General features: G+C 72.0%; 10 protein-coding genes. 5 read left to right on the plus strand and 5 right to left on the minus strand.

What is annotated here, in order from left to right; translation table 11 throughout:
* Positions 1-76: 76 nt before the first annotated feature.
* Positions 77-1,198: an RNA ligase gene (locus ACFWEP_RS07345; protein WP_387366978.1), complete on the plus strand. Its 1,122-nt coding sequence runs from the start codon at positions 77-79 to the stop codon at positions 1,196-1,198.
* 134 nt (positions 1,199-1,332) lie between these two features.
* Here ACFWEP_RS07345 and ACFWEP_RS07350 read toward each other — a convergent pair whose 3' ends face one another.
* The 3 genes from ACFWEP_RS07350 to ACFWEP_RS07360 form a co-directional block, all read right to left on the minus strand.
* A complete protein-coding gene (locus tag ACFWEP_RS07350; RefSeq protein WP_387366981.1) occupies positions 1,333-2,787 on the minus strand; it encodes a hypothetical protein in 1,455 nt (484 codons plus the stop codon).
* Between the two features lie 541 nt (positions 2,788-3,328).
* Positions 3,329-5,002, minus strand: a complete 1,674-nt coding sequence (locus tag ACFWEP_RS07355; protein WP_387366984.1) for a cellulase family glycosylhydrolase — start codon at positions 5,000-5,002, stop codon at positions 3,329-3,331.
* A gap of 139 nt (positions 5,003-5,141) precedes the next feature.
* On the minus strand, positions 5,142-6,083 hold the full coding sequence (locus tag ACFWEP_RS07360) for a LysR family transcriptional regulator (protein ID WP_387366987.1): 942 nt from the start codon (positions 6,081-6,083) through the stop codon (positions 5,142-5,144).
* Positions 6,084-6,200: 117 nt separating this feature from the next.
* On the opposite strand from ACFWEP_RS07360, the gene ACFWEP_RS07365 reads away from it, so the two are divergent.
* From ACFWEP_RS07365 to ACFWEP_RS07375, 3 genes are all read left to right on the plus strand, one after another.
* Positions 6,201-7,601, plus strand: coding sequence for an FAD-binding oxidoreductase (locus ACFWEP_RS07365; RefSeq protein ID WP_387366990.1), 1,401 nt, complete (start codon positions 6,201-6,203; stop codon positions 7,599-7,601).
* 148 nt (positions 7,602-7,749) lie between these two features.
* Positions 7,750-8,439, plus strand: a complete 690-nt coding sequence (locus ACFWEP_RS07370) for a HEAT repeat domain-containing protein (protein ID WP_387366993.1) — start codon at positions 7,750-7,752, stop codon at positions 8,437-8,439.
* Positions 8,426-9,430: a MerR family transcriptional regulator gene (locus tag ACFWEP_RS07375; RefSeq protein ID WP_387367005.1), complete on the plus strand. Its 1,005-nt coding sequence runs from the start codon at positions 8,426-8,428 to the stop codon at positions 9,428-9,430. Before ACFWEP_RS07370 ends, ACFWEP_RS07375 begins: the two co-directional genes overlap by 14 nt.
* 111 nt (positions 9,431-9,541) lie before the next feature.
* Here ACFWEP_RS07375 and ACFWEP_RS07380 read toward each other — a convergent pair whose 3' ends face one another.
* Positions 9,542-10,363, minus strand: a complete 822-nt coding sequence (locus tag ACFWEP_RS07380; protein ID WP_387366996.1) for a helix-turn-helix domain-containing protein — start codon at positions 10,361-10,363, stop codon at positions 9,542-9,544.
* Between the two features lie 240 nt (positions 10,364-10,603).
* Between ACFWEP_RS07380 and ACFWEP_RS07385 the strand changes: the two genes are divergently transcribed.
* The gene (locus ACFWEP_RS07385) at positions 10,604-11,383 is read left to right on the plus strand and encodes a siderophore-interacting protein (protein ID WP_387366999.1); all 780 of its coding nucleotides are present in this window, start codon (positions 10,604-10,606) and stop codon (positions 11,381-11,383) included.
* Between the two features lie 56 nt (positions 11,384-11,439).
* Here ACFWEP_RS07385 and ACFWEP_RS07390 read toward each other — a convergent pair whose 3' ends face one another.
* The gene (locus tag ACFWEP_RS07390) at positions 11,440-12,282 is read right to left on the minus strand and encodes a maleylpyruvate isomerase family mycothiol-dependent enzyme (protein WP_387367002.1); all 843 of its coding nucleotides are present in this window, start codon (positions 12,280-12,282) and stop codon (positions 11,440-11,442) included.
* Between the last annotated feature and the right edge of the window lie 157 nt (positions 12,283-12,439).

The following is a 12,439-nucleotide window of genomic DNA, read 5'->3' on the forward strand; positions in this document are numbered from 1 at the left end:
GCGGTGAGGCCGCCTCCCGCCGGTGGCGGCGAAAAGCCGTCGCGCCGCCGCGGTTCCGCCGCGCAAGCTGTTCCGCATGACCGACCTCGACACCCTCCTTCCGCCCGCCGACCTCGCCGCCGCCATGGAGGCCGGCCACGTCGGCCGGAAGACCCATCCGACCCTGCCCCTGTCGATCTACACCTACACACGGGAGTGCCAGTACGGGCACGTGTGGACGCCGGTCACCATGCGCTGCCGTGGCCTGATCGCCGACGACGTCTCCGGCGCGGTGGTCGCCCTGCCGTTCCCGAAGATCTTCCTGACGGCCATGCACGGAGTGCACGACTTCGCCCCGCCGCTGCCCGCCGAGCCGTTCGAGATATTCGAGAAGACGGACGGCTCGCTGATCATCGTCTTCCACTACGACGGCCGCTGGCACGCCGCGTCGAAGGGAAGCTTCGTCTCCGGGCAGGCCCAGTGGGCCCAGGCCGTCCTCGACGCCGCCGACCTGTCCGGCCTCGACCCCGAACTCACCTACCTCGCCGAGGCGATCTACCCCGCCAACCGGGTCGTCGTCGACTACGGACGGCGTGAAGACCTCGTCCTCCTCGCCGCCTACCGTCCGGCCTCCTGTGCGGAGGAGCCGCTGACCGCCGTCGCCCCGGGCTGGAAGCCGATCGGCACGGTCGTCCGGTCCTGGGGTCTGCGGGACGGCCTCGCGGAGCTGGAGCGGCTGGCGGCCACGGGTACCACTCTGGACAGCACGAGGGCCGACGGGACGGACGAGGAGGGGTACGTCGTCCGCTACGCCTCCGGAACCCGGGCGAAGATCAAGCTGTCCGCCTACCTGGCCCTGCACAAGCTGTTCACCGGTACGAACGAACGGACCGTCTGGGACGTGGTGGCGTCCGGTCAGGACCCGGCAGTCCTCTTCGACGAGGTGCCCGACGAGTTCGCCGACTGGACCCGCGCAGTCGCGGCCTCCCTGCACGAGCGGCACGACCGGCTCGTCGAGCGGGCGAGGGAGGAGTACGGCCGCGTCATGGCGGCCCTCCCCGCCGACGCCGACCGCAAGACCTTCGCCCTGGAAGCGGCCAGGACCGCGCATCGGGGCGTCCTGTTCCTCCTCCGGGACGGCCGCGACGACGCGGTCAGCGCTTGGGCGTGGCGGGAGGTCAAGCCGCGCGGCGACAGGCCCTTCCGGAACACCGAGTAAGGGCACCGACGGTGACGCGGCTTCCCGGGCGGCGAGCCGCACGGACCGCCGCCCGGACCGTGCGGCGAGCCGCACGGACCGCTGCCCGGAGCGCACCGGCACACCACGTCACCGTCCTCAACCCCACTCCCGGATCAGCCGTTGTTGATGCGCACCACTCCGGTGATGGTCCCCTGGTAGACCACGCCGCCCGGGGCGATGGAGCCCACCATCTGGAGGGAGTCGAAGAGCGAACCGGTACCGACGTACTTGGTACGCACCGTCTTGCCGGTCTCCGGGTCGATCTCCGCGTAGGCGAAGTTGTCCAGGATGGACGTGCTGTTGGTGCCCGGGATGAGAGGGCTGCGGACGATGGTGTGGAGGAGGCCGTCCGCCGTGGACAGCCGGGGCACGGCCGAGGAGCGGATGTTGGTGTCCCACTTCAGGTCGCAGCCGGAGCCGTCCGCGCGTACGTCGACCCGGCTGAAGCCGCCCGTGAAGTCGGCGGAGGCGGGGACGCTGGTGCCGGCGTTCTCCGGGAGGGCGGGGTAGGGGTAGCCGTACGTGCTGGCGACGAAGACCGAGTTGCCCACCGCGACGGGGGAGTTCTCGCTGCCGCTGCCGGACTTGAGCACCGGGACCGAGCAGACCTGGGCGCCGGTGTCGGTCCGGTACACGAGGAGGTTCTCGGTGGGCGAGGCGTTGTCCACGATGGTGACGTAGTCGGTGCCCGAGCGCGGCCCGAAGAACGTCGGGGTCGAACCGGTGCCCCAACTCAGCTGACCCGGCTTGCGGGCGGGCCCGCGGTCGTAGGCCTGCCGCCAGGTGATGGTGGGCGTGCCGTCCGCGGCGGCGTTCAGCAGGTACGTGGCGTGGCTGGTCGAGATCGCCGTGCCGTCCGGTGCCGTCGAGATCGAGTTGTCGATGCGCTCCCCGGCGGGAAGGGTCAGGGAACGGACGGTGCCGGTGGTGTCGTCGGCGGTGCCGACCACACCACCGCCGGTGGCGAACCAGACCCGGCCCTGCCAGTCCGGCGACACCCCGGTGACGGCGTCGCCCTCCGGTACGGCCCCGGCCAGCGAGAGCGAACTCGAGACGTACAACTCCCAGTTGCCCGAGGAGTTCCGGCGGTGGCCGATGCGGAGCAGGGTGCGGTTCCCATCGACGGCGACGAGGCGGTCCTGGTTGTCGAGGTAGGCGTACACCCCGCCCAGCAGCGAGCCCTTGGCGATGGTGAGCGTCGTCAGCGACGCGCCCGACGCCGGGTCGAGCAGGTGCACGGTGGGCACCTGGCCGAAGATCGGCGTGCAGAGGGCCACGGGGTAGCCGTCCGACCCGACGAGGATCGTGGGGCAGGCCGACTGGAGGGCGACCCGCTTCGAGGTCAGCGAACCCGTCCCCGGCCCGGGAAGCGGGGTGGCGTCGGACGAGCCGGTGTCGCCGTGCATGGTCGCGGTGCCCTGGGGGCCGCTGTAAGGGTTGTGCGGCGGCAGCGGACCGAACGTCGTCGCGGCCTGGGCCGGGAACGCCGCCGCCAGGGTGAAGAGGGTGGCGGCGCCCAGCACTGCGGCACGCGGGAACAGGGACGGACGAGGCACGGTGGAGTCCATTCGGGAGAGGACGGCAAGGAGCAGCCGATTTCGACGGACGGCAGCCGAGAAGAAGCGGACACCCGTGAGAGATCAGCAGAAAATGACCGATGAAGGCAGAGTCCGCCCGCCGGCGACGTCAGGGGCGACGGAGCGAGCCGATGGCTGTCACTGCCAGGAGGCCGACGGTCCGGGGCCGCAGTGCGGGGGGCCGTCGGTGAGGAGAACCCGGGGTGCGGGGAGAGCGCCGAGAAGCGGCGGAACGTCCCGCCGGGACCGGACCGGTGGGATCAGCGACAGAGTGCGCTGGACTGCCTGCACTGGTCCACGTGGCGACGGGCCACGAGCAGGGCGGGTGCGTACCCGAGTTCCCCAAGGGTTGTCATGGTCACGAACCCTGGCAGCCGTGCCGCGCCCGGGCAATGGGCGGTCCACATGATGGACGGACATACCTGCTGGGTAGGGCAGTTCTCGCCCGAAAGCCGATGCCCGGCAGGGTGGGTCCCTGCCGGGCATCGGGTCGGACCGGATGGGTCGGACGAGGGTGGTCGGACCGGAAGGCTCAGACGAGGGTGCAGGCCGTGCCGCTGAGGTCGAAGGCTGCCGGTGAGGTGTTCGTGGCCCCCCGGGTGCCGATGAAGCCGAGGGTGACCGAGGAGTTGGCGGCGATGGCGGAGGTGTACGCCGCCGGGGTCACGCTCACCGCGCTCCCGCTCTGGGTGGGGGTCCCGCCCCACATGTTGCCGATGGTCTGGCCGTTGGCGAAGGAGAAGCCGAGTTTCCAGTTGCTGACGGCCGCGGTGCCGGTGTTCCTGAGGGTGATCTCCCCCTGGAAGCCGTTGCCCCAGTCGCCGACCACGCGGTAGGCGACGGAGCAGGCGGCCCCGGTGGAGCCGCCGCCGGTGGCGGTGGTCAGGCTCACCGCTGCCGAGCGGGCCGAACGGTTTCCGGCCGCGTCGCGTGCGTACACCGCGAAGGAGTAAGCGGTGCCCGCGGTCAGGGAGTTCACCGTGACGCTCGCGGTGGTGGAGGCCGCGACCGAGGTCTCGGTGGTGCCGTTGACGCGCACGACGTCGTACCCCGTGACGCCCACGTTGTCCGTCGAGGCGGCCCAGCTCAGGGTGGCGGAGGTGGCGGTGACCGCCGAGGCGGTCGGGGTGCCGGGGGCGGTCGGGGCCTGGGTGTCGGCCGTCGACCCGCCGAAGACGGTGGCCTCCTTGGAGGTCTGCGCGATGCCGTTGACGCCGTGGAAGATGCGCTCGCCCCAGGAGCTGAGCCGGGTCGGGTCGAAGTCGATGACCAGGTCCAGGATCGGATCCGTGTTGCCGCTCCAGGACCAGGCCAGGTAACCGAGCTTCAGCTGCTGGGCGGTGGCCATCATGGTGTCCTCGTCCGGGTCGCCGTACTGGTCCGCCGGGCCTCCGAACTCACCGATGAGAATGGGCAGTCCGGCGTTCACGAAGGCGTTCAGGTAGTCGGTGACGGCCTGGGCGGTGTTGTAGACGCTGTACATGTGGATCGAGAAGATCAGGTTGCCGGTGGTGTCGGCGTTGTACACCGACTGGGCGTTGGCGCGCATGACGCCCTGCCAGTCCTGGCCCCAGTTGGGGGCGTCCACCATGATCGTGTGCTGGAAGCCGGCGGAGCGCAGCTTCTGTACGGCGCTGATGGTGGGCGCGGTCCACCCGGCCGGGTTGGTGTTGCCCCACGGCTCGTTGCCGATGTTGATGATGACGTAGCTCTCCTGGCCGGCCAGGACGTCCTTCAGGCTGATCCAGTAGTCGGCCGCGTGGTCGAGGGTGCCCGCGGCGGAGTCCTCGCCGTAGCCGGTGGTGTCGTGCACCTCCAGGACGCAGATCAGCCGGTTGGCCTTGCACTGGGTGATGATCCCGGCGACCTCGGTGGGGCTGTTCTTCGTCCACCGGTAACCGTCGGAGAGAACCACGCGGACGCTGTTGGCGCCCGTCGCCTTGATGTCGGCCAGCGACTGGGTCTCGCCCGGGTACCAGGTGTGCGCGTGGTTGACCCCGCGCATCACGAAGTCCTTGCCGTTGCCTTCGAGGAGGCGCCCGTTGCTGATGTGGAGGCCGGTCGTGGCGGCTGCCGTCGAACCGGTCTGCGCCAGAGCGGTCGCCGGGGCCAGGGCGCCGACGAGGATGATCCCGAGGAGAGCGGTCAGGGCTCTCCTGATGAGGGTGGCGGGGTGGGTTCGTGCCGTGCTTCTCGCTGTTCTCACTGCGGCTCCAGAGGGTGGACGCGTCGAGCATCGGGCGATATGGGAGCGCTCCCACTAATGGGAGCGCTCCCATAAAGCCATTCTGTCGGGGTCACGTCAAGACATCGCGCAGGGCCGGGTGATCCGGCGGTGAACCGGCTCACCGGACCGGCACGCCCCGAGGTGCCGGTCCGGCGGCGATCGCCCCCGGAGCCTGCTGGGCCGGATCGGGTACGGCCGTGCCGGGCGGCTCCAGTCCGACCAGCAGTGAACGGACGGCCTCCACCGCGTGCATGACCATCGCGGGGTCGGCGCCCGGCCGGGCGTGCGCGCTCATCCGGATCGCGGGTGCCTGCGGGAGGCCGGTGTACTCGACCAGGCCGTCCGGCCCCCGGCCCGCGGTCGCCAGCAGGGCCACCCCGAGCCCGGCGCGCGCGGCCTCCAGTACCCCCGCGAGGTAGCCGGCGTCGCAGACGACCGAGGCGGTGATGCCGTGCGTGGAGAGTACGTCCAGCGCCCTGCGGCGGATTGCGCACGGTGCCGCCACCGCGACCAGAGGGAGGGGGGCAGGGCCCGGCGGTGGCGACCATCCCGGTGCGGCGTACCAGGTCAGGGGCATTCCGCCGACCTGCATGCCCTCCGTGGAGGCCGCCTCGGTCACGTACACCGCCAGGTCCACGGACCTGCGGTCGACGGCCTCCACGAGCCGCGCGGAACGGTCGATGCGGAACCGCACCCGACAGTGCGGGAGCGTTCCGTGGACGGCCTCGGTGATCCGGGGGAGGATCTGGTCCGCTCCGTGCTCGGTGGAGCCGATGACGACGGTGGCGGGCTCGGAGCCGAGCAGTCTGCGCGCGGCCTCGTCGTGGACGCCGAGTATCCGGCGCGCTTCTTCGAGGAGGAGGTTTCCGGCGTCGGTGAACCGGGTCGCCCGGCCGGCTCGTTCGACCACCGGTTTGCCCAACGCCCGCTCCAGGCGGCGGACATGCTGACTCACCGCGGACTGACTGAGGGTCAGTGCCTCGGCGGCCCGGTGGAATCCGCCGCGCTCCGCGACGGCGACGAGACTGCGTAAAGCGACAATGTCGAAAACTGGCCCCATGTGCGCACGCTAGCATCAATCAATAAGCATTCGCGATCGCTTGTGATCGTTCCTCCTTGTTGAAGGTGTACGAAGGGTTCGCCATCCTGGCGGCATGTCGCACACTCCGGCCGGACCGTGAACACGGCCACCCAGTCCGTCGAACAGGCCACGGCGGGAGCCCGGTTACTCGGCCTGCTCGCCCGGGACCTGCCTCCCGACCGGCTCACCAGTGATCCCCTGCGCACCGCCCCGTACGCCGCGGACCGCTCCGGAGCCCCTCGTCACGGTGCACCGCTCGCCGTCGTGCACGCCCTGCGCACCGACGACGTGTGCACGGTCCTGCGCCACGCGGACGCGCTGGGCGTCCCTGTCGTCCCGCGCGGCGCGGGTACGGGACTCTCCGGAGGCGCGACGGCCGGTGACGGCAGCCTGGTGCTCGACCTGTCCCGGATGAACCGGATCGTCGAAATCGCTCCGGACGACCAACTTGCCGTCGTGGAACCCGGCGTCGTCACCGCCGACCTCGACCGGGCCGCCGCGGCCCACGGTCTGCGGTACGCCCCCGACCCGGCGAGCGCCGCCCTCTCCACCATCGGCGGGAACATCGCGACCAACGCCGGCGGACTGCGCTGTGCCAAGTACGGCGTCACCCGGGACAGCGTGCTGGGCCTGGAAGCCGTCCTCGCGGACGGGACGGTCGTACGGACCGGCCGGCGCACGGTCAAGGGAGTGGCCGGGTACGACCTGACGGCCCTGCTGACCGGGTCCGAGGGCACGCTCGCCGTCATCACGGGCGCCACGGTGCGCCTGCGGCCGGTACCCGTCGAGACGGCCACCCTGGCGGCCTGGTTCGGCACCTTCGCCGACGCGGCCGAGGCGGCGACCGCGATCACCGCGGCCGGGATCGAGCCCGCGATGGCCGAACTGCTGGACGGGCCCGTGCTCGACGCGATCGATGCGGCCCGAGGTACCTCGCTGCACGGCAGGGGCGCGGCCCTCCTCATCGTCCAGTGCGACGGCGCCGGAGCGCGGGCCGAGGCCGAACGGGTCGTCGCCGTCCTGGAGAAGCGTGCCACCTCGCTCTCCGTCGCGGCCGACGACGCCGAGGCGGACGCCCTGCTGGCGGCCCGCAGGCTGGCCCTGCCCGCCCTCGAACGCCTGGGGCGCCCGCTGATCGAGGACATCGCCGTTCCCCGCTCCCGGCTCGCCGAGGCGGTACGGGGCATCACGGAGATCTCCGCCCGGCGCGGGGTGCCCGTCTTCACCCTGGCGCACGCGGCGGACGGCAACCTGCATCCCATCATCGTGGTCGACCCGGCCCTGTCCGAACTCCCCGAGGCGGCCTGGGAGGCGGCGGGCGACATCTTCGCCCTCGCGCTCCGGCTGGGCGGCACACTCACCGGCGAACACGGAGTCGGGTCACTCAAAAGGCAGTGGATCGCGGAGGAGTTGGGCGCCGAGAACCATGCGCTGCAACGACGCGTCAAGGCCGCCTTCGACCCGCGCGGCATCCTGAACCCTGGCAAAGCGGTGTGAGCGCAGGGGCGCGCGCGGTGAGGAGCGAGGCCTCGGGAGGGCACCGGCCGACGACCGTGGCCCTCCCCCGGGACGGCACCGGGCAGCCGCGCCGTTTGACCTTGACACGGTGACAAGGTCTTCACTGCTTCCCGAGGAGGTGGTCTGGATGACCATGACGAGACGGGGCACGGACGCGACACGAGCACTTCAGGCGCTGGGGGACAGCAGCGCGACCGTACGGCTGAGGGCCGCCCTGGCGGTCGGGACGACGCCCGACCCGTGCTTCGTGGACAAGCTGGTCGAGCGGTGCGCGATCGAGCCGGAGTTCTTCGTCCGGGACATGCTGACCTGGGCGCTGGTACGCCACCCGGTGTCCCTGACACTCCCCGAGCTGCTCCGGGAGGCCCGCTCGGAGCGTCCTCAGGCGCGCAGCCAGGCATTGCACACGCTGTCCAAGATCGGTGACCGGCGGGCATGGCCGGCGATCACACCGGCGCTGCTTGCGGACGCCGACGACGAGGTGGCGAGAAGCGCCTGGCGGGCCGCGGTCGTGCTCGTCCCGGAGGGCGAGGAGCCCGCTCTCGCCGTGGAGCTGGCGAAGCAACTCGCGCGCGGGGAGCGAGGAACGCAGCTGAGTCTCAGCCAGGCGCTGTTCGCACTGGGCGAGTCGGCCGCACCCGCTCTGCACACCGCGACGACGGCCCCCGACCCGGGCGTCCGTGCTCACGCCCTCGCCACGGAACACCTGCTGCGAGAGCCGGACGCCGGATTCGAGGCGGCGATCGAGGAGGCCAAGCGCGTCGTGGCCCTCACCGGAACCCCCGGGGCGGACGATGAGCACCATGCTGATCGGTGAGGTGTCGAGACGGTCCGGGGTCAGCGCCCGCATGCTCCGGCACTACGAATCGCTGGGCCTGGTGCGGCCCTCGGGGCGTACGGGCTCCGGCTACCGGGAGTACTCCGCACAGGACATCCGGCGGATCTTCCACATCGAGAGCCTGCGGTCGCTGGGACTGTCGCTGCGGGAGATCGGGCGCGCGCTCGACGATCCCGGGTTCGCGCCCTCCGCGCTCGTGGACGACCTCGTCCGCCGGACGGGCGAACGCATCGCGGCCGAAACGGAGTTGCTCACCCGGCTGCGCCGGATCGACGCTGCGGACCCGGCCGACTGGGAGGGCGTTCTCCACGTCGTCTCGCTCCTTCAGGCACTGGGGTCGCAGAGCGCCGATACACGCCAGCGCGCGGCTCTCTCCTCGGTCGACAGGGTTCCGGTACCGGTGGAGGCCCTGGTCGACGCGGTACTGGGCGAGACGGACCCGGTCGTCGCCGGCGCCCTGCGATGGGCGCTGGCGCGGTCGGGCGACGGTGGCCAGGAACTACTGGCGGAAGGCCTCGGATCGCCTGAGGCCGCGGTGCGCAAGCGGGCCGTCCAGTCCCTTGCCGAGCTGCCCGGGGCCGGGGCGACCGCCCGTCTGCGGGAGGCCCTCACGAGTCCGGACGAAGTCGTACGCCGGCAGGCGGCTCTGGCGCTCGGGACACGTGGAGCGGCCGAAGCCGTCCCGACGCTCATCGGCATGATCGTGGAGGGTGGCAACGACACCGACGCGGCCGACGCGCTGAGCGAGCTGGCGAGCGACGCCGCGACGGCCGACCGGATCGCGGCGGGACTCGTCGACCGCCTCGCCCGGTCCACCACCGGAGCGGGCGCACGCGGTCGGCTGACCCAGGCGCTGGCGGGCATCCCGGGAACGACGGCTTCGCACGCCCTGGTCGAGCTGTCGCACGACGAGGACCGCGCCGTCTCGCTGACCGCCGCTTATCTGCTCCGGCTCCGCGACACCCGGTGACGGGGCTCCGCGGCTCGGCCCGCTCGAGTTGCCCGGCGTGCTCGGCTCCGGTCCGCGCCGACTCGCCCGGTCGGGTCGCTGCCGGTCGTGGCCGCAGCCGTGACGGGCGGCTCACGGCTGTCGCGAGACCCTGCCGTCACCGGCCCCGCCGGTGTGCGGGCCGTCGCGCAGCTCCGCCTGGTAGCGACCCGGCGTCTGGCCGACGACCTCGGTGAACGCCTCGATGAGACTGGAGGGGTTCGACCACCCGCACTCCACGGCGGTCTCGGTGACGGATCGGCCGTCGGCGAGATGGACCAGGGCGTGGTGGATGCGCAGGATCGTGCGCCAGCGGTGGAAGCCCATGCCCAGCTCGGAGTGGAACAGCCGGCTCAGGGTGCGCTCGCTCGCCCCCACGGCCCGGCCCAGCTCGGCGAGGGTCGCGGACCGTCCGGGGTCGGTATGGAGGAGGCCGGTGACAGCGCGCAGCCGGTCGTCGTGGGGCTCCGGCAGATGCAGGGACTGCTCCGGGGTCTCGGCGAGTTCGTCGATCACCACCGCGCGCAGCCGTTCGTAGGCGCCGGGGCGGAACTCCCGGTCGTCGGTCAGCGCGATCAGCGCTTCCCGCACCAGCGGGCTCACCGCGAACACACCGGGCCGGGCGGCGAGCACCTCGCACAGAGAGGTGGGGACGGCGAGGAGACGGACGTCGGTCCTGCCGTAGAAGCGGTGGGAATGGGCGAATCCGGGCGGCGTCCACGTCACCCGGTTCGCCGGGGCGACCCAGGTCCCGTGCGTGGTCGTGGTGGCCAGGGCACCGGCTGCCGCGTACACCAACTGGCCCTCGGCATGGGAATGGGCGTCGAAGCGGTAACCGTGCGGCAGCCAGCCGCCACCGCTGTACGTCGTCCCGGTCGGCGTCCGCGACGTCGACGTGCGCGATGCAGGCGGCATCGGCGCCTTCGTCTCCGGCGCTCGTGGGACCGGCGGCACCGGGACCGGCGGCACCGGGGACTGCAGGCGAGGTTGGCGGCTTTTCGGCATGGATCGCCAATTTACCGGTGGTACGGCATGCCTGCGCGCCGAAGGATGGTTCCACGAAGACCGTCAATGCAACGCGCACCGGAGGAACCGTTGAGCAGTGGAGGACCGCAGGCGGCGCCGGCCGGAAGGCAACGGACCCGCCGCCGGAAGATGTTGTCGCTGACCGTGCTGGGCCGTGAACGGATCAGCCCTCGCTTCATGTCTCTCACCCTGGGTGGGGAGGACGTCCGACACCTGGAGCGGTCCGGCTACGACCAGGCGGGCCGACTCTTCTTCGCCGCACCCGGCCAGGAGGAGGCCGTCTTTCCGACGAGTGAGAAGTGGATGCTCGCGCACACGCTGCAGGCGGCGAGACACCGTCCGCGGGTGCGGACCTACACGATCCGGCGCTTCGACCCGGAGCGGTCCGCGTTCGACGTGGAGATCTCCCTCCGCGAGGAGCGGGACCCGGGCGGAAGTCCCGCGCCCGGGAACGCGTGGGCGCTCACGGCGGAGCCCGGTGACCGGGTCGCCTTCCTCGACGAGGGGCGCCGCTACACCCCCGCCCCGGGCGCTGCCTGGCAGTTGCTCGTCGGCGACGAGAGCGCGCTGCCGGCGATCCTCTCGATACTGGAGCACTCCGGCGGCGCGCTGCCCGCCGAGGTCCTCGTGGAAGTCCCCACCGGCGACGACGTCCGCCACGGGTTCACGCCCCCCGAGGGCGTGAACATCCACTGGCTGCCCCGCGTCGACCCCACGACGAAGACGGGCGAACTCGCCCTGCGGGCCGTGCGGGAGACACCCTTGCGGCCCGGCCCCTTCTCCACCTGGGCCGCGGGCGAGTCCGCGCTGGTGGCAGGCGTCCGCAGACACCTCGTCGGTGAACGAGGGGTACCCCGGTCCAGCATCACCTTCCGGGGCTACTGGAAGCACGGCAGAGCGAGCCTCTGATCCGGCCGTCGGGCGCACGGGGCCTTCCGCGTCCCGTCACCGCACGGTGCTCCGGATCAGGGCGCGACGAACAGTGCCGGGAAGCGGGGGCCGAGCCACGGCTTGCGCCCCCGGGCGAACACCTGGCCCCGGGCCATGGCCCGCCACGGGTCGCGTCGGCCGAGCGCGATGAGGAGGAAAGCGACGGGGTCGATGAGGATGGTGCAGTCCGGCCGCTCCGGTCGCTCCTCGGTGACGACGACCCTGCCGTCCGCCAGATCGACACCGAACACCGTCCCACCGCCACGCAGCCGCACGCAGTAGCTGGCCGTGCGGCGGACGACGGCGGCCGGATCGGCCACCCGCGGCATGACCGAGAGCATGAACGGAATGCACAGACCCACACGGTCGCCGTCGATCATGTGCGGGCGGCGCAGCGCACGGGCGAGGTCGTAACCGTGGCCCAGCATGTGCGTCAGCAGATAGGACGCGAGTACGGCCCGGTTCATCGGGCCCAGCGGCGTGATCAGCATCGGGTCGGCGCTGGTACCGGCGTCCGTGGCGGTGCCGGTCGCCCCGGATGCGGCCGGGTCCGCGGCGGCACGGTCCACGGCGGCCAGGAACGCGTCGGCCTGCTCCGTGATCATCGCCGCCAGCGGCTGTGCCCCACGCTCCCCGAACGCCGCGAGGGCTCGCGCGTTGGCCGGTGCCAGACTCTGCGGCGTACCGTCGCCGTACGGGCGTTCACGTCCGGCCGCCAGGTCCGCCATCAAGTCGTTGGCCATGGCCAGATGGGCTGCCGCCTCGCCGATCGTCCACTTTGATCCGGGTACGGCGGCCGTGGTGCCGGGCGCGCTCCGCAACAGCGTGGCGATGTCGTCGGCGGTCCCGCGTATCGCCTGCCGGAGCGCTTCGGGCAACGACCCGCCCCTGTCCTGTCGTTCTGTCGCTCGCACGCCGTCCGCTCCCGTCCCGTCCGCCACGCCCGTCGCGTGAGGTGCGCGGTACCCAATCAGACTCGGGGGAGGCGGGACAAGACAAGCCCTCGCGGCCGGCGGCTTCGCAAGGTGGAGGGCC

This window comes from Streptomyces sp. NPDC060198 (assembly GCF_042728415.1).
Classification (GTDB): domain Bacteria; phylum Actinomycetota; class Actinomycetes; order Streptomycetales; family Streptomycetaceae; genus Streptomyces.